12 protein-coding genes are annotated in these 18,186 nt (G+C 52.1%); 8 read left to right on the forward strand and 4 right to left on the reverse strand.

Translation table 11 applies throughout. The features are described 5' to 3' along the window. Positions 1-187, forward strand: a 187-nt coding sequence (locus VE954_RS32120; RefSeq protein WP_324960718.1) for a hypothetical protein, incomplete at its 5' end; no start/stop codon positions are given. Positions 188-204: 17 nt separating this feature from the next. Here VE954_RS32120 and VE954_RS32125 read toward each other — a convergent pair. Beyond that, complete coding sequence (locus tag VE954_RS32125; RefSeq protein WP_324960719.1) at positions 205-1,800, reverse strand: AMP-binding protein; 1,596 nt, start codon at positions 1,798-1,800, stop codon at positions 205-207. Between the two features lie 156 nt (positions 1,801-1,956). Between VE954_RS32125 and VE954_RS32130 the strand changes: the two genes are divergently transcribed. Both VE954_RS32130 and VE954_RS32135 read left to right on the forward strand, forming a co-directional pair. Continuing rightward, positions 1,957-2,409, forward strand: coding sequence for a hypothetical protein (locus VE954_RS32130; RefSeq protein WP_324960721.1), 453 nt, complete (start codon positions 1,957-1,959; stop codon positions 2,407-2,409). 13 nt (positions 2,410-2,422) lie between these two features. Then, positions 2,423-3,382, forward strand: coding sequence for a hypothetical protein (locus VE954_RS32135; RefSeq protein WP_324960723.1), 960 nt, complete (start codon positions 2,423-2,425; stop codon positions 3,380-3,382). Here the strand turns inward: VE954_RS32135 and VE954_RS32140 are convergent. Beyond that, positions 3,379-3,963, reverse strand: coding sequence for a DUF2238 domain-containing protein (locus VE954_RS32140; RefSeq protein WP_324960725.1), 585 nt, complete (start codon positions 3,961-3,963; stop codon positions 3,379-3,381). The two genes, VE954_RS32135 and VE954_RS32140, sit on opposite strands and share 4 nt — an antisense overlap. Positions 3,964-4,092: 129 nt before the next feature. Between VE954_RS32140 and VE954_RS32145 the strand changes: the two genes are divergently transcribed. The 3 genes from VE954_RS32145 to VE954_RS32155 all read left to right on the forward strand — a co-directional run bounded on the left by VE954_RS32145 (position 4,093) and on the right by VE954_RS32155 (position 9,900). Continuing rightward, on the forward strand, positions 4,093-5,295 hold the full coding sequence (locus VE954_RS32145) for a hypothetical protein (RefSeq protein ID WP_324960727.1): 1,203 nt from the start codon (positions 4,093-4,095) through the stop codon (positions 5,293-5,295). A 215-nt stretch (positions 5,296-5,510) separates the two neighbouring features. Beyond that, positions 5,511-9,041: a PAS domain S-box protein gene (locus VE954_RS32150; RefSeq protein ID WP_324960729.1), complete on the forward strand. Its 3,531-nt coding sequence runs from the start codon at positions 5,511-5,513 to the stop codon at positions 9,039-9,041. 139 nt (positions 9,042-9,180) lie between these two features. After that, positions 9,181-9,900: a hypothetical protein gene (locus VE954_RS32155; protein ID WP_324960731.1), complete on the forward strand. Its 720-nt coding sequence runs from the start codon at positions 9,181-9,183 to the stop codon at positions 9,898-9,900. A 5-nt stretch (positions 9,901-9,905) separates the two neighbouring features. Here VE954_RS32155 and VE954_RS32160 read toward each other — a convergent pair whose 3' ends face one another. Continuing rightward, the gene (locus VE954_RS32160) at positions 9,906-10,790 is read right to left on the reverse strand and encodes a LysR family transcriptional regulator (protein WP_324960734.1); all 885 of its coding nucleotides are present in this window, start codon (positions 10,788-10,790) and stop codon (positions 9,906-9,908) included. 118 nt (positions 10,791-10,908) lie between these two features. Between VE954_RS32160 and VE954_RS32165 the strand changes: the two genes are divergently transcribed. Next, a complete protein-coding gene (locus VE954_RS32165) occupies positions 10,909-11,937 on the forward strand; it encodes a TerC family protein (RefSeq protein ID WP_324960736.1) in 1,029 nt (342 codons plus the stop codon). On the opposite strand, the gene VE954_RS32170 is transcribed toward VE954_RS32165, so the two are convergent. After that, entirely contained in the window at positions 11,924-14,770 is a 2,847-nt protein-coding gene (locus tag VE954_RS32170; protein WP_324960738.1) for a 7TM diverse intracellular signaling domain-containing protein, read from the reverse strand. The two genes, VE954_RS32165 and VE954_RS32170, sit on opposite strands and share 14 nt — an antisense overlap. A 163-nt stretch (positions 14,771-14,933) precedes the next feature. Between VE954_RS32170 and VE954_RS32175 the strand changes: the two genes are divergently transcribed. Then, entirely contained in the window at positions 14,934-18,176 is a 3,243-nt protein-coding gene (locus tag VE954_RS32175; RefSeq protein WP_324960740.1) for an ATP-binding protein, read from the forward strand. Positions 18,177-18,186: the final 10 nt, after the last annotated feature.

The following is an 18,186-nucleotide window of genomic DNA, read 5'->3' on the forward strand; positions in this document are numbered from 1 at the left end:
CCAGCTTATACTTGATCGGGATGTGAATGCGGCTTTGGTAATCTTAAATTATGCTTTGACAGGCTTTGTCACGGGTCGGGAACCGGCCTCAGGTGTGGAGGAGAAGAACTCTTTTCCTGTGAAACACGAAACTCCATTCCATACCAAAAGCCGCGATGAGCGGCTGCCAAGCCCGCAGGGCTTGTGAGGATTGGGTGGAGCAGTTCATGTGTCTACAGCTGTTTTCAGAAGGCTGTCCACAAATTCCACGTGTTTGGGTAATTTATAGCTAGTCAAAAAACGACGGCAGTGCTCGCGAATGTCCTGCGCTTTGAGTGACTTGTTCCGCGATACCACCCGGACTTTGACGATTTCGCCGGTAATGGCATGCGGCACACCGGACGCTTCACAGTCGATTACATCGGGATGCAGGCGGATGACGTCTTCCACTTCACTGGGATAAACATTGAAGCCGGAGACCAGAATCATGCGTTTCACCCGGCCCACGATAAACCAATAACCATCCTCATCAAACGTGGCGATGTCACCGGTTTTCACCCAGCCGTCGGCCGTCAGGTGCCGGGCTGTTTCCTCGGGATTGCGCCAGTACCCAAGCATGACCTGAGGCCCGCGAATCCAAAGTTCGCCCGGTGTATGGGGAAGGTCGATATCGTGACCCTGCAGGTTCACCAGCTTCATCCCGGTGCCGGGAACAGGTTGGCCAATGCTGCCAATACGGTTGGCATCTGGTGGATTAAAACTGGCGACAGGCGACGTTTCCGTCATGCCGAAGCCTTCGAGCAGCGGTCGACCCGTCACGTCCTCCCAGTGGCGAGCCACCTTGGGATCCAGTTTCATACCGCCGGCAATGGCGAAGCGCAAACGGCTGAAGTCCATCGCCCGAAAGCTGTCCATGCGCAAGAGACTATAAAAAAGGGTATTCACACCCGTCATCGCGGAAAACGGATAACGCACCAATTCCTGAAAAAGGACACGAAGCGCAGTGGGATCCAGAATCAGAACATTATGGGTTCCAGCCAGCAGGGGCATTCCACAGTGCACCGTAAAGGCAAAGATATGATAGAGGGGCAGCGGTGCGATAATTGTTTCCTGACCACGCTGGATGCTTTGGCCCAAAAAGCTGAGCACCTGATACATATTACTCACGACGTTGGCATGCGTGAGCATGGCTCCCTTTAAAACCCCGGTGGATCCGCCGGTGTATTGGAGCATCATAAGATCCTGGGGGCTGACGTTAGGCCTTGTCCAGGTCTGACGCTTGCCCAGGCGCAAGACCTTATCCAGAGTCAGGTAGGAGCGGCGACGATAATCTGCCACGGCCCGTTTGCGATAATGCAGGTGAAAGTGCAGACCCCAGCGTCGCCATCGCGGTTGCAACGTAAACAGCTCGCAGACAATGACGGTGGGGTTATTCAGTTCGTGGCTCAGCATCGGGACCATATGAGCCGCAGTTTCTGCCACAAACCAGACTTTGATATCCGCGTTCACCAGCTGACGCTGCGTTTCCCTTGGGGTATAGAGTGGATTGGTGTTAACCAGAACAAAGCCAGCTTTGATAATCCCAAAAGCGATGACAGGATAGGCAAGAATATTGGGGAGCTGAACGGCGACACGATCTCCCGGCTGAAGCTGGGGAAGCGACTGCAGGAAGGCCGCGACCCGGCTGCTGAGGCGATCAATCTCACGAAAAGTCAAGCTACGTCCGAATTGCGAATAGGCAGGACGCTCAGCAAATTCCTCGGCAGCTTCAGCAAGGCAGTCCAGCATGGTCTTGGCGGTCGGAATCGAATGGATTTCCACGGGTCGCCCCTTTGTGTCCGGCGATTCTATCATTAGAGAATGGGGGGCATCGAGTTTTTTCCAAGTTCCGGAGACCGTGGCGTATTGTCAGTCCGCGCCCAAGAAGGCACAATGGAAGAAGTTAATCCATGGCCTTGAACAGGAGAGGGTAGGTCTATGTCTTCTCATAAGCGCAAACTCAGCAATTTTATGCTGCAGCCTCTTTTGCAAATTCGGCTGGGACTTTATAACATTCTTCTGTCGTTGGCCTTCTGTCTGGCCCTGGTTGCCATTTTTTATGTCAATTTCAACAAATTCTATGATCTCGTCCTGGAACTCACCGATCTGCGCGAGGAAGTGACGGATATCCTCAGGTCCTATGTGCGCGGGTTGGTCGGCTGGGTGGCGATCGGAACGACGATCTATTTCTTTATTACGGTCTCGGTTTCCATATTTTTCACCCACCGCCTGGTAGGTCCAACGTATGCATTCCGTCGGCACATTCGTGAGCTGAAAAACGGCAACTACGGATCTCGCGTGGTTCTGCGTAAAGGCGATGCCTTTCAGGAAGTCGCTGAGGATCTGAATGACCTGGCTGTGACGCTTGAGCAGGTTCGTCGTCGCAGCTAATATGGGGGAGCTCATGGGAGCCCTGAGTCTCGACTGGTTTGAACCCGCAATGCAGGGCGCCGTCTCCATTCCTCTGGCGCTCGATCGTGTCCTCTGCATCGAAGAAAGCAAGCTGCATTTCACCCGCTGTCTGCGTGCCGCTTTATGCAATCCCGTTCCGCATGGACAGGATCGTATTGCAGCTTTGGCCCATGACATCAAACTTCTGCAGCAAACCTTTCAGCATCGACTGGGGATTCTGGCCATTGATCGACCTCAGGCCTGGTTTCGGCATAGTTCCACGGCGGAGCGGGGGCCTTTTGCGGTCTCAGTTTTTGAAGAGCCGGTGTTTGCGCGCTTCGATGAATGTCGAGCGGTGGCCGTTCGCCATCTTTTGCCTGAACTCTGGCGCAATCGACAGGTGACCTGCTCGGACTATGATCCGGCGCTGTCCCTTTGGGGGCGTCTCTTGCAACTGAATCGGCGGCTGGAGCAAATCAATCAGCTGCCGTCCCCGTTCGCTGATGTGCGTTTGGATGAACTGCCGGAAGCCGTGCCCGATGAATTGCAGTCACCCGCTCTGCATAAGTTCGGCAGTCAGATCGCGCAGCGTATCAAAACCTGCCAGCGCGAACTGGATCATTGCTATGAGCAGCTCTGGAGCCGATCCGAATCGTTTCTCTATGCTCTGCATATCCAGTATCTATCGAACAAAGCCCGGCAGCAGCAAAAGCAGCATCAGGAGCCGAAGAGTCAAAGTCGTCAGGGTGCGCGTCAGCAGCCACCACCACCGCCTCGGTCCCATGTGCCGCCGATTATTGGTGAGGCCATGCGCTTTATGGAGTTTCAGCAGCTGCCCAATTTTGACGATCTGCGGCAGCGTTATCGAGTGATGGCGCATCGGCTGCATCCCGATCGCGGCGGCAGCGAGGATCGATTCAAGCAGCTCACGCAGCATTACAAGAGTCTCTTGCAGCATCTGGAAGAAAGTTAAGCGAGGGCTCTGTTGTGCCAGCGGCTCAGGCTGATGGCGAGCAGGGCGCCGACCAGAGCGCAGAAGATATCCGACTGGGTATCCCACGTATCCCCTTGAGTCCCTAGAAAAGCATCGGCGCCTTGACCCAGCGCAAGGGCTGCCCCCCATTCGAGCAGTTCATAGATCGCACTGACCGACAGGCACATACTGATCACGATCACGCTCAGCAGAGCGCCCGGTCTCAGCGGCGATTTTCTCAGCAGAAGTTCACGAAAAATAAACGCGGGTACGAAGCCCTGCATGATGTGGCCGATGCGATCGTAGTGGTTGCGACTGAAATGGAAAAGATCCTGAAGCCAAAAACCGAGTGGGACCTCGGCATAGGTGTAGTGCCCACCCAGCATCAAAACACCCGCATGCAGCGCCATCAATCGGAGTGTCCACCGGCTGAAACGGATTTTGAAAATGACCAGACAGAGCCCAATAATAAAGACCGGAGCATTTTCCAAAAACCATGTGGTGCGGTCGGCTTTCGGCGCGATGCCCAGAAGAATTTCCATGATGATGACAAGCAGCAGCAGAAAACGAGGTTCGGTCATGGGAAAGGTAGCTCCTTGATGAGGTCGGCCCAGGACTGGAGGATAGGCCCAGTAAGGCTTCTGCCGCAGCCTGGCATAGTGTGGTAGACCTGGCACGTGCTATCATGGACGGTATCGGGAGAAGACTCTATGAAAAACGTTCTCGTTGGATCCATGCTGCTCCTGCTCGTCGCCTGCAAAACGACACAAACGGCGCAAACGCACGCCGCATCCGTCAAACCATCCGCCCTTATCGGCACGGCCTATGACGCTCACACTCAGGAATTTACGGGCATGAGCTGCCTGGATCTTTCGCCCTTGGGTGCGGAAGACTATGAGATGACGAGCCTGAGCAGTCTCGCGACGGAAGTGAGTCCAGGCGCGACGGAGGCGGATCTCGAAGCGCTCTTCGGTTCCTTTCAGAAAACTTTTTATGCGCCGGCCACTGGCCTGCGTCTGTCTCGCCCCTATGAAACGGTGCAGCGCATCCTGGAAGGCGAGGCGGATGCGGTCAAGCTTATCCGGGTGCAGAGCCAAAGGGGGCTTTTACGTTTTCGCTCGGCGACCCACAGTCGCTTGCGGCTGACAGCTGATGCGCAAAAGCTGGTGCAGTCCATTCTCGTGGCGCCTGCGGCGGACCGTCCGTCGCGCATACAGGCTTTTGTTCAAACCTGTGGCACAGGATTTCTAGCAGGCACGCGCTATTCGCTCGGCATGGCGGCCGTGCTGCGCTGGGTGTTTCGCAATGCCGACGAACGGCGGCGCTGGGGTGACGGGCTGGTGGCGCGTGAGCTGGATGCATGGCCGGACGAGGATCGGGCGCCTGGGGAGGCGCGGCTCAGGTATGAAAGTTTTTTGAAGGAAACGCGCGATATCAATGCGCGGCGCTTAGGTGATTCTGGCAATCACGAATGTTCAGCAGATTTTTACCAACCTTGCCTGGATGCTGCACGACTTTTTAAAAATATGAGCATTCCCGCCTATCAAAACCTGGTGAGCAAACTGGCTGAGAATCCTGATCTCATTTTACCGCAGGCTTTTCTTTCCGAACCCGAAATTATCAGCTATCGCGATATTGAACCCGCGCTCATTGGTGTCGCGTTGGAACCGACGCCTCAGGACTCTGCAGCGTGGGCGCAAATCCGTTCCCGTTTTGTGGACGTGTATATCCAGACGTTTAAGCAGGTGCTGCAAGCGGAGCGACGAGCCGAGGTGCAAAGCCGTGCGATCCAGGACCTGCACAGCCGCCTGCAGGATATCTCGAACCTGGCCGCCCCGTGCTATCGTCCACTTTTAAACTTGGATCTCTGCGCGCAACATGCGGAACGTTTACCCGTGAGCTCCAGTTTCTAGCATGCCTTGCAGAGAACCCGGCGATTTTTTCCTTCCATTAGCCCAAAAAAATGCGCTAAAAAAATGAATTATCCAATATATTAAATGGCTTATGAAGGTCGGTGAAGACTATAGTCTTCAATATGCCGCCCGCTCGTCCCGCCAATGCTGGATTGCGTCACGGTTCGTTCACGGTTAGAAATATCACTCAGAATTTACTGACTGAGGCATTCAGCATGTATATTTGGCTCCAATATATGTCGCATGGCTTGATTGCGCTTGCCTTCTTTTTAACGGCAGTCGCTACGTTCAATCAAAAAACGCCGAAGCTCGATTTCCAGAAGAGCCGGCTCCTTATGATTCTTTTCCTGTCAGCTTGTGGCTTTTATCACGGGATGACGGCCGCAGGACAGATGTCTGTAAGCTCGGTGTTAAACATTATACCAGTAGGAACGGGGCTTCTAGCGTTGGTCCTGGTCCCTGTGAGTTTGGGCATGCTGCGTGAGCAATCCAGAAGCGACAGGAATGCCGATTTAAAACTCGAACTGGAGAACGCACGCGAAAGCCTCGAACTCGTGCACACGGCCGCTGGTCTTGCGACCTGGGTTTGGGACCTCAAGACGAATACGGTTGAGTGGGGAGCCGGGAGCACAAGGCTTTTTGGATTGCCGGACAATGTTCAGAAGACAGACTTTGCAACCATAACTGACGTGACACATCCAGACGATCGAAAGAAAGCTCTGGAATCCTCTCGCCATGCCATTGAGGACTCGGGGTTTCTGGATCATACTTTTCGAGCCGTTCGTCCCGATGGGGATATTCGATGGCTACTGGGGCGCGGCAAAGTTTTTTACGACTCAAACGGCCAGGCCATGCGGATGAGCGGCATCAATATCGATATCACGGATCAAAAGCAGCTCGAAGGCAAGCTTCGCCAAAGCGAAGAGTTCAGCCGTCTCATCGTGGAAAGTAGCAGCGATGCCATGGCTATGATTGAGTTTGATGATAGGGTTCAACCACTCAACAGTCGAGCTCGCGAAATATTTCAGATTCACGATTCTGCATCCATTGATAGCAATTGGCTGGACCTTTGGCTTTCTTCGACTCGCGATGCAGCGTCAGACGCGCTGACTCAAGCCAAGCAGGGAAAATCAAGCCGATTTCAAGGATCAACGATTTCGCCAGCAGGCGAGACGATGTGGTGGGATGTAGTTTTGAACCCGGTTCCAGGTCCTGAACAAAGTATTGTAAAAATTCTGTCCATCTCCCGTGACATCACGATTACAACGCAAAACAGGGCCGAGCTTAGAGAAGCGGAAAATCGCTTTCGACAGGTCACTGAAAACATTCTCGACGCTTTCTGGATGTGGGATATCGGTAAGGCACAATTCACCTATATCAGTCCCGCAGTCAAAAACGTTTACGGGGTGTCTGCAGAGGAATTGCTCGCCAACCCATCGCTTCTCTTTGATGCCATACATCCCGATGATCAGGAGCTGACGAACCATTCCATGGCGAGGCAAATGCGGGGCGAGCCCACGGATCAGGAACTTCGTCTCCAGGTGAAGGGGGGCCTGAAATGGGTGCGAGCCAGGGCTTTTCCAGTGCGCTCTTCGGATGGCTCTGTGACTCGGGTTGTCGGGATATCATCCGATATTACAGAACAAAAAAAGGCACAGGATCAGCGCTCCCAGAATATTACAGAGATCAAGGAGATCCTGGCTGCACTTCGTGAGAGCGAAGAGAGGTTTCGACTTATTGCGGATAATATCCCTGATTCGTTCTGGATGTGGGATGTTGTCCATGAAAAGTACCTTTACATGAATAAGGCGTCTGAACAAATATTCGGTGTGCCGCGCGAAACGATGGTTAAGATGTCCTTGCCCGAGGCTGCAAAACTGATCCACCCTGAAGACAGGGAGGACGCTCGTGCGACTGTTGAACGTCAGCTGCAGGGGCAGCCGACAGAAGCCGAATATCGTTTTATCAGAAACGGAGACGCGTTTTGGGCCCTGGTCCGCGGCGTACCCATCAAGGATTCATCGGGAAGGGTCATCCGAATCGTAGGCACAACCAGCGATATTTCCATCCGGAAAAAAGTGGAACAGGAGAAGGAAAAGTTATTTGAAGAGTTGATGGCTGAACGCGCCCGCCTGAATCTGGTCCTGCACTATATGCCAGCAGGTGTCATGGTCGTGGAAGCGCCGCAAGGGGATATTCTGCTGCATAACAGAAAGGCAGAAGAATTGCTGGGCCATCCGGTTATTCAAACTGATTTGTCAGGGTATGATCAGTACCGAGGCGTCCATCCCGACGGCCGGCTTTATAAGGGTGAAGAGTATCCGTCTGCCAGGGCATTAACAGGCGAGACCGTCATCGATCACGAGCTTGCCTATCGCCGTGATGATGGAAGCCTTGCCAACCTCATTATCAGCTCGTCGCCTTTATACAATTCAAAAAAGGAAATTGTGGCTGCTGTACTGGTGTTTTATGACGTGAGTGAGCGCAAGAAGGCTGAGGAGGAACGGGAGCACTTGATAGACGAGCTCAAGGCCCTCACGCAGGAACTCAGTCAGGCCAAGGAAAAAGCTGATGTGGCCAACCAGCTGAAGAGCCAGTTTTTGGCCAATATGTCCCACGAAATCCGAACACCTTTGACGGCCATCATGGGCTTTGCAGAAATTTTGAACGATTCTGAGGATTTGACAGACGATGAACGCCGCGAGTATACCGATATTATTTTGAAGAATGGATCGAATCTTACCCATCTTATTGATGATATTCTGGACCTCTCGAAAGTTGAGTCGGGACATATGGAGGTGGAGAAGGTCCAGGTCTGCTTGCCGGAAATTCTGCATGAAATTCGCCGCTTGTTTGCGCAAAGGGCTGAGAAAAAGGGCGTTGCCCTTGAATTTAAGTCCAGGCCTGGCGATCCGGAGTCTATCGTCACGGATCCCACCCGGCTCCGGCAAATCCTGGTGAATATCATCGGCAATGCGTTGAAGTTCACTGATCAAGGCAGCATAGTCGTGGAGACCCGGATCGTTAACATGCATGCTGACAATAAACCGGTTCTGGAATGCAGCGTGAGGGATACTGGCGTGGGACTCTCCCCGGATCAGCAGGCGCGGCTGTTTCAGCCTTTCACCCAGGCTGATTCCTCCACCACGAGGATGTACGGTGGAACAGGCCTTGGTCTGGTTCTTTCCAGACGTTTGGCTCATTTGTTAGGTGGCGACCTCGTTCTGGCGGAAAGCGTGGTGGGCGTAGGAAGCCGCTTCGTGGTTACCATTGATCCCAGCCTCGCCACCATTTCGCAAGCTGATTCCCATCTGTTGCTGGATGGCCCGGTCAATGCTGAAAGCGACCCAAACACGTGGCAGCCTGGAATGTTGGATCATTTCTCCGTCCTTGTCGCTGAAGATTCCCGAGATAATCAGGTCATCATCCGCCGCATACTGGAGCGATGGGGAGCAAAGGTCGACATTGTGGATAATGGGGCTACAGCTGTTGAAAGAGCGATGACTGGGCCCTATGATATCGTATTCCTGGATATCCAGATGCCCGTTCTTGACGGCAATAGCACGGCTCAGGAATTGCGAAAACGCGGCTACAAGAAGCCTCTGATTGCCCTCACTGCCAACGCCATGAAAGAAGAACGTGATAAGAGCCTGCATGCTGGCTTTGATGATCATCTCTCCAAACCTATTAGCGCGGAGGTCCTTATTCGCAAGATTCTAGGTTACAATAAACATAAGATAGATTGAAAAGGTTGCGACCGCCAGGAACCCAAAATTCAAGGTTCCTCTAGGAAGATTACCCAATCAACCCGTACAAATGGACCTTGCGCATTATTAGATATGCGATCATATGCAGCGGAGACCATCACTGCATTCAGGAGGCTTTGTGAACAATAGCCTTTTATTCCGCGTGTTGAAATTTTATTTCATACTTTCATTTATTTTGAACAAGGACTGTCTAGCGAAAGAGACCTTGATTCTTGGAAGTGGCATCTCAACACAAAATCCTCTATGGCCCAAGATTCAAAAATACGTGGAACTCATTTCGCTTCACGCCAATAGCAGTACTCATATTGCAGTTCGATCCATACCATTCAAACGTTTGACAGAGATGGTGCTGGATGGGCAACTGGATGGCGATCTCGGCCGTGAGGAAGGGGTCTATAATGATGAATCAGGCTTGGTTCAAGTACCAGAGCCTATTGCTGAAATCGAATTTGTGATATTGACTCATATGAACGTTGATGCAGATGATATGTTGAAAGTCCGGCAATCAAAAACAGTTGTTGATTTCGGAGATGACATACACAAAGAAATCTGCAAAAAATTGGACCTTGATTGTATTTTTGTGACTCAAGGCTCAGATCGTTTTGCTATGGTTAGGTCAGGCCGCGCAGGAAGCATGCTCACTGGTAAAGCAGAAGCTCATGAGCTGGTTAAGAAGGATGTATCGACCAAAATCAAGGTCAGCCGCACTGCTTATAAAGTGCCGATTTACATCTTTCTTTCGAGAAAGCAGGTAAAAATGGTCCCACACCTCAACTCTGCTATTAGGAAAGTCAAACAGGACGGCCATCATAAGGCGCTGTTCGATATAGAACCCTAATCAAGCTAGACAACGAAGGTCTCGACGATACGAGCCGCAATAGGATTGGCAATTTTCCTTTGGGCCGTCACAAGCAGAAGCTCTTCGTAAATACCCTGCAACTGTCCAATCTCAACCAATTCTCCCGCCAGAACCTGCCTTGTGACGGTATGCGCAGCCGTTGCAATCAGTCCCAGTTCATTGACAGCCAACAGTTTTTTGACCGCAATATCCTGGCTTTCCGTAATGATATTCAAATCGATATCATGAAGCCTTGCCCAATGATCAAGGTCCTGTCGAAGTTTGCTATCGTACGTAGGAAAAATCATGGGTTGCCCGGACAAGGACTTGGGAAAGCCTTTGCGCAAGGATTTGAACTTGGGGGCGCCGTAGAAAGCCACATTTTTTTTGGTGAGAGACCTGGGCGAAAGTCCCTTGGCATCCACGCCTGACGGCAGAAAATTGGTGATGAGAAGATCCATCCGATGGGCCGTCAGCTCCCTCAGAAGTTCGTCCGACTTGCCTTCAGAAAGGGTGATCTGACAAGGCGAAATACCTAAGGCATGTTGGACGATCTGTAAGATAATTTGCTTGGGAACACTATCCAAAGCTCCAAGATGGAGAGAAGGCTTGGACGGTCTGATGCGATCATGCAGGACCTCATACATCTCCGAACCCATTTTGAAAATGTTCCTGGCGTAATCGAGGGCCACCTGGCCTTGTTCCGTCAAAAAAATCTTTTTGTGCTGCCGTTCAAAGAGCTGGACACCCAGCGTGTCTTCAAAGGTCTTGAGCTGGGCGCTGAGTGTCGGCTGACCAATACGCAATCGTTCCGCTGCCTTGGACACCGAACCTTCCTCAGCTATGCACTTGAAATAAAAGAGATGGTGGTAATTTATCCAGGGATCCATGGTATTTCCCTCCCAGAGCCATGCATCGTTTCAAACGATCTATAGGAGTATAATTATCGATTTGAGATATGCAAGCTTAAGGTCGATAGTAGTGATAATGAGGAGGGAGACAAACATCATGATACTTTTCACGTTTGCAGACTACTGGTGGTTCTATCTGGCATTTATCGTCTTCGTGTTGATTGTCCTGGCCTTGGACCTGGGGGTTTTTCACAAACAAGCGCATGAGGTTTCCTTTAAGGAAGCTTCCATCTGGACCTCGATCTGGATTGGTCTTGCGATGGTGTTTAACCTTTTATTCTATTGGTATGCGCACTGGCGTTTTTCAAGCGCCCCTCAATACTTAAGCCTGTCTGGCTTTGACCCTGATCAACAGGCTAGAACCATGGCCTTGGAATTCCTAACAGGATTCGTCGTCGAAAAGTCCCTGGCCATTGACAACATATTCGTCTTCGCCGTAGTTTTCGCCTACTTTGGAATTCCCAAGATCTATCAGCATCGCATCCTATTCTGGGGAATTTTGGGTGCTTTGGTATTCCGAGCGATTTTCATAGCCATGGGCTCAGTCCTCATGCGCTATGAGTGGGTCGTGATCTTCTTCGGTGCTCTCTTAATCCTGACCGGGATCAAAATGTTTTTTGCTGGAACCGAGCAGACAGATCTCAATAAGAACATTGTCGTGCGCGCCTTGAAGAAAATTTTCCGAATTCATCCGATGATCGAAGGTCAGAAGTTTTTTATACGAAAGGAGGGTTTGCTGCATGTCACGCCGCTATTCCTGGCTCTGGCTTTCCTTGAACTGAGCGACATCATATTCGCGATCGACTCGGTGCCGGCGATTTTTGCCCTCACCAACGAACCTTTGATTGTGTTTACCTCTAATATTTTTGCGATATTGGGGCTGCGCTCGATGTACTTCATGCTGGCTGGAGTTATGGACCGCTTCGTCTATATCAAGTACGGTCTGGCTTCCGTCCTGGTCTTTGTTGGTTTTAAAATGGTTTATCTGAATGAAGCTTTTGGCGGCAAGTTTCCCATAATCTGGTCGCTTCTGATCATAGCCTCCCTCATTGGTGGCTCGATCCTGCTGTCCGTGATCATGGACGCCCGACGTCGGCCAGATAAGCTGGAGATTAAGAGGCTTTGAGCTGCTCCACTTTGTGATCATGCGCCCAATAAAACAAGTTTTTCGGCATGAATATTTCAAAGTGAAAGGGAACCTTATGCCGGTCCTCAGCCTTATCAATTCTAACGGTGATGGCGACGCCTGTGTCTGCGCAGTAGGTGCGAACGGCATCCAGGCCCACGCCCCGACCTGATAGCTCACTGACGGCATTTTTTGTGGAAAAGCCTGATACGAAAATCAATGAAGCGATTTCAAGGTCTGTATGAGCCTGCTGGGATTTCAGAAGGCCTTGATCCAGACCTTTGGCTTGAATCGCGGCCAAATCCAGGCCGTTGCCATCATCGCGATAGGTGAGGATCAGGTTGTCCAGTTCCTCTCTCAGCGCGATGACAATATTTCCCCTGGCCGGCTTGCCTTGCTGGAGCCGTTGTTCGGCAGCTTCTATGCCGTGATCCATGGAGTTGCGAAACAGGTGCAGGAAAATATTATAGAGGAATACTGCACCTTTTTCTTTGACCAGGATGCGGGCCTCAGGCGTGACAACGACCGGCATGTCTTTTTTCAAGTCGCGCGCCAGTGAATCCAAACCTCTGGACGCTTCCTCGATAAGCGACGACAGCGGGTCATAACAAAGGGCGCCGATCTGATCCGTGGTGTCCTCCAGTTCGGCTCGCTGCGAGGGGTTGAGCCTTGGATCATCCATGTAATGCAGAAAACGCAGCGCGTTTTCCAGACGAGACTTGGGGATTTTGACGAACTTCTCGCGACTGTTCCAGCCAAGGCGTTCTTCACCCACCTGCTGGTAGTGTTGGAGGATTTTGTGAACCTCGTCCAGGTCCGCCATGAGCTTGCCGTCATTCCACTCAACTTCATCACGCTGCAGGGCTGCGTAATACTGCTCCGCATCATGGGCTGACGTGGATATGGATTTTAATGCATAGGTGCGAGCCGCGCCTTTGATCGTATGCATATTCATAAACAACCGACGAATCACGTCACTGCGCGGCTTGGTCTTGTCCAGAATAATGTCCCGATTTTCAGTGATGTATTCGTTGGTCTTGGCCAGGAAACGCTGAAATCTTTCCTCGGGGATCTGGACCAGCTCAATCAGGATGCGGATATCCTCTTCCCGCTGTTCGGCCACCGATTTCAGTCGCCGAATTTCCGTAACGTCACGCAAGCTCACCAGGATTTTTTCAACGACGTCCTGCTTGTTGATAATCGGATTCCAGTCGATTTCGAAGGTGCTCTTGTCCTGCGTCGAGGTTTTCAGGTAATTCAGTTCCTTGACGAAACTCTGCTCGTTCATCTCAAAAGCCAGGGTATTTTCCCCAAGAGTGGCATCCAGGGCCGCTTCGATCTGGCTTTTGGCATCCGAGCTCAGGTCGGACTGTTTCAGGAGGAGTTGATCGAGATTCTGCCCCGTGATGGTGTCCTTGCCGAGGAGCTGCATGAGATGGCCCGAGTACTGATCACCCGCCTGCTTGGTCGGCGGAACCAGGGTAAAGATGCCCTGTTTGATGTTGGTCAGGATGGATTTAATATCCCGCGTCTGGCGCTCCACCTCGCTTTGCAACTCGCGTCCCAACTTCTCCGACTGGCGAAAAGCTTTGGTAAAGCGAATCGCTACAATTTGGGATTGAATAAGAACAAAGAGAGCTACGGCATAGGGCAGGACAGAGACAGTCGATACTACTTTATAGATGCTGAGGTAGTAGCTGATGAAGGCCGCAATCAGAATGGCGGAACCCACGAGCGAGATCAAAGCCCCTTCCTCGTTCTGTCGCCAGGCGCGAAAGGTTTGATACAGCATGACAAGCGTTTGGAGCACGCTGAGCTGATAGATGGTAAAAACGAAATTGGGCATGGTTGTATGCATAAAAATCAGGGGAATTGAAATCAAGCCGCAGAAAATCCAGCAGTAGTAGTCAAAGAATTTAAACGACTGCTTGGGAAAGTTGGCTCGTATGAAGCTGTTGAAGGAGGCAGCAAGGATGGGATTGGCAACGAAAAAGATGGAACGCATGAGCCAAAAATTACGTTCCGTCGGTTCACCGAAATAATACAGGAAATTGGGCGCATGGCGCGCATAGATAGCAGCAAGGGCAAAACAAAAAATGGCTAGATAAAAACTACCGTAGTCTTCGCGGCGGTGCATGAAAAGGCTTAAGTTATAGAGTCCGATGATGGCGACGATGCCCAGCATCCCCAGATTGATAATCCGGCTTTTCTCCAGAGCGTTGGCCAATTGTTGTGAGCTATAAACAGTGGGTTCAAAAAAAAGTCCGCCGTGAATCCAGTGGAAATTGGCAACCTGGATCAGCACGTAGACGGCATCCACCTGGCCTTGAAAATTAAACAGGCCGTAGCGCGTATCCTGCTGCGGTATGCTGGTTTCCCGACTTGTCCCCACGACACCGTTGCTTAACGTGAGAAGAATGCGCGAGGGATCATTCGCGTCCAGGACCCACATCTTATAGCAGCTGGCGGCGAAAGGCATGGTTATGCCGGGCTGATCGATCGCGCTGAGACCGTTGATCCGCATCAGATATGTGCCGTAACCTGGACCGCCGACAGGCTTTTGGGTCACAGGATCCTTAAACTGATTCCAACCGCCAGGCACTGGAAGCCACGCCGGTGTCTGCTGTAAAGCCTCGGGCAGCTGCTCGGGAGTGACGAGCTGGTTCCAAAAAAAGCGCCACTCACCTTTGAGCGGTAAACCGCTGACCAGATTCGTGCTCGTGACATGCACGACTCCTGGCTTGGGTTCTGCAGCCTGTGCCGACATGAGGCTGGTAATCCCTAAAAAAGCCAGGAGGATAGCCCATTTTATGGTTTGGCCAAGGCGTGTCAATGCAGTTCCTCCCTAAGTCTATGGATAGTTTACCAGATTGTGAGGGGTTTTGGGGTTTATAGCGGCCACGACTTATCGTGCGGAAAAGACTTTCAAACTTGTATACCTATGATTTTTTCATAAGCCGAAGAGCGACACAGACGATTGCATAGGATCTCTGCGCATGCGTTTTGTTTCCGCCCTCCTGATCTTACTCCACTTCGCGGCCGATTCGGGCTACGCGATGCCTATTATTTCAGTCGAGGAAGGATTTCAGAAGGCGGCCTTGGGTAAAACCTTGGACTATCTTTTGGATCCCGAAAACACCATGAGTCTTGAGGATATTCAGGACCCTCGCCATGAACAGCTCTGGCAGATGAGTCAGCAGGAGGCGATCAGTCTCGGTTATCACAAAGGCGCGGTTTGGGTCCGTTTCCAACTGCAGGATCGCCGCGCAGAACCTTTGGAAACCGTTCTTCAACTGGCCTATGCCCAGACGGATTTTGTCAACGTTTATACACTGCATGACGGTCGACTTGAAACCATGGAAGCCGGGGATCACCGACTGAAAAAAACCTGGGCGATTGATGCGCGGGTTCCGGCGTTTCCCCTGCGTCCAGCCGCAATGCGTACGGTTTACCTTAAGGTTTGGGGCACGACATCCATCCAGTTTCCCTTGATCCTGATGAGTCCAACGCGTTATCAAAGCGAAGTGCTGTCGGCGGAAATCGCCCAGTCGCTGTACTATGGGGCGCTGTTTGCGATAGGCATCTACAATTTTCTGCTTTTCGTCGGAACTCGCCTTCGCGTCTACGGTTACTATGTGCTTTTCCTGCTGGGATACTTTCTCTTTCAGGCCACACTCGGGAGTCAGGGTTATCATTTCATCTGGCGCGATGCGATTCGCTTTAACGAAATGATGATTTTCATCGGCATCGCCGTGACCGGATTGGCCGCCACCAAATTTACGGCTGTGCTCCTGGATATTGATCGGAAGAACCCGGTTTCGCGCTATGTTCTGACCTATTTGGGCGTTTCCCTGGTTACCACCTTCACGTTTTATGGCGTTGCCGGTTATACAGCGGCTGTGAAGTTCATGTACATCTTCACCGTTGTCCCTTGGCTCGCTTTTCTGGTCTATGCGGGTATCGTTGGGACGATGCGTCGCGAACGAGTGTCCAGTTGGTATTTGATTGCATGGTCCTGTTTTATTTTGGGTTCGCTGGTGACGCTTCTGCGGCAGGATGGGCTCATTCCGAGCAACGGTCTGACCCAGAGTGCGCAGCAGATCGGCTCGGCGATTGAATTCATTCTGCTGTCCTTTGCCCTGGCCGACCGCATTAAATATTTGCAGCAGCGGGTGGAAGAGGAACAGGCGGCAGCCTTATCGGCCAATCAGTTTGCACTGGAAGAGGAACGTCGCCTCAGTGAACTGCGTGATCAGATGGTGGCGAACACCAGTCACGAACTACGGACGCCTTTGAACGGCATGATGGGATTGATTCAGGCTGTTTTGCGGCGCGATCAGGATAGACTCTCGCCCGATTCCAAACGCAGCCTCGATCATGCTGTGACCTGCGGCAAGCGTATGGCATCGCTCATCGGCGATCTCCTGGATTTTTCCCGGGGTCAGCGGGCCGATATACCTTTGCGCCGAGCGCCGATCGATTTGCGGGAAATTCTGTCCATGGTATTTGACCTTCTGCGGCCTACACTTGCCAGCAAGCCTGTCGAGCTTCAGGATTTTCTGCCCTCACCTTTGCCGCCTCTGCATGCAGATCCTGATCGGCTCCAGCAAATTCTCTTCAACCTTCTGGGTAACGCCATCAAATTCACAGACCAGGGCCAGATCACAGTGTCAGCGCTGGTGGAAGCCGATCACGTGATCATTCGTATCACGGATACAGGACCTGGCATACCACCCGATATGCAGGAGCGCATTTTCGAGCCCTTCATTCAAGCCGATGGCGGCACAGCTCGACACTTCGGTGGCACCGGGCTCGGTCTCGCGGTCGTGAAGCAGCTGGTGCTCGCGCATGAAGGCAAGGTCGGTGTGCATTCGGTCCTGGGTTATGGGTCCACCTTTTGGTTTACGCTTCCCATCAGTCGGGAACAGGAACTGGCTCCGGTGCAGATGGCGCCAGGACTTGAGAATAAGCTGGTGGGACTGCAATCCCAAATGGATCACGCGAAAGTGCGCGAAAACTTCGAACCTATGACCGCCGTCGTGGCAAGCGAACCCTTGGCTGCGGGTCAGGTGCCGCGCCTCGATATTTTGGTCGTGGATGATGAACCGGTCAATCTTCAGGTTCTGATCGAAATTCTTACGCTTTCCGGTCATAGCATCCGCACCGCTCTGAATGGGATGGACGCTCTGCGGATGCTGGAGTCAGACCCGGTGCCCGACCTTGTCCTGCTGGATGTGATGATGCCAGGCCTGAGTGGTTTTGATGTGCTGCAGCGCATTCGCGGCCGTTTCAATGAAGCTGAGCTGCCGGTTTTGATCATGACCGCCAAAGCCCTCGAACGCGATCTGGTCCAGGGTTTTTCTCTGGGTGCCACAGATTATATATTGAAGCCCTTCTCGGCCAGCGAAGTGGAGGCGCGCATTGCGCATCAAATGCGCCTGCAGGCTGCGATCTGGGAAGGCAAGGCCGCCGACAAAGATCGCCGTATTCTGAGGCACAACATGCAGCTGGTGGAGAATCACCTCTTGCATACGGAACGCCTGGCATCGGTGGGTGCCATGACGGGAATGGTTGCGCATGATCTCTGCAGTCCGTTGGATCACATTCATACGGTCATGGGCTGGATTCTGCAGCGCACCCAGCTGCTGCTGCAGTCTCCTCAGCTCGATCCGCTTTGCCGACCTGATGTGGAACATATTCAGGAATCCGCAGAACTCGCCGAGCATGCGGTGAAGACGGCCGAAGAGTTGGCCAATTCCTTGCGCATGAGTATCCGGACGGATCAGGGGCCAGCCGAGCTCCTGCGAGTTGATGAAGTCCTGCCGCATGTTCTGCGTATTCTGGATCGCAAATTGAAGCCCTTGCAGGTTCATCTCAATGTTGCGGCCGGGGTTCTGATCGTGGGCCGGCGTTCCGAATTGGTGCAGCTTCTTATGAATCTGATCAGCAACGCAGCCGATGCTTTGGAAGAAAAAAACGCCAAGGATCTGGGCATTACGGTTGAGACTGTGGGAAAATCCATTCATATTCTGATTGAAGATGGAGGGGCGGGCATTCCGGACGCCATTCGGGATCAGATTTTTGAGCCCTTTTTTACGACCAAAATGTCGAGCAAGGGGACAGGTCTCGGGCTGTTCGTGGTCAAGACCATCAGCCAAAGACTGCAGGCATCCATTGTTGTCCACACCAGTGAGAAGTTCGGTGGCGCTTGTTTTGAATTGAATATTCCAGCGGCTTGAGCCACAGGAG

Source organism: Oligoflexus sp. (genome assembly GCF_035638955.1).
Classification (GTDB): Bacteria; Bdellovibrionota_B; Oligoflexia; order Oligoflexales; family Oligoflexaceae; genus Oligoflexus.

Coding starts and splice junctions, on each gene's coding strand:
- VE954_RS32165 (WP_324960736.1), top strand. CDS start 10,909: ATGATACTTTTCACGTTTGCAGACTACTGGTGGTTCTATCTGGCATTT.
- VE954_RS32150 (WP_324960729.1), top strand. CDS start 5,511: ATGTATATTTGGCTCCAATATATGTCGCATGGCTTGATTGCGCTTGCC.
- VE954_RS32130 (WP_324960721.1), top strand. CDS start 1,957: ATGTCTTCTCATAAGCGCAAACTCAGCAATTTTATGCTGCAGCCTCTT.
- VE954_RS32140 (WP_324960725.1), bottom strand. CDS start 3,963: ATGACCGAACCTCGTTTTCTGCTGCTGCTTGTCATCATCATGGAAATT.
- VE954_RS32135 (WP_324960723.1), top strand. CDS start 2,423: ATGGGAGCCCTGAGTCTCGACTGGTTTGAACCCGCAATGCAGGGCGCC.
- VE954_RS32175 (WP_324960740.1), top strand. CDS start 14,934: ATGCGTTTTGTTTCCGCCCTCCTGATCTTACTCCACTTCGCGGCCGAT.
- VE954_RS32145 (WP_324960727.1), top strand. CDS start 4,093: ATGAAAAACGTTCTCGTTGGATCCATGCTGCTCCTGCTCGTCGCCTGC.
- VE954_RS32160 (WP_324960734.1), bottom strand. CDS start 10,790: ATGGATCCCTGGATAAATTACCACCATCTCTTTTATTTCAAGTGCATA.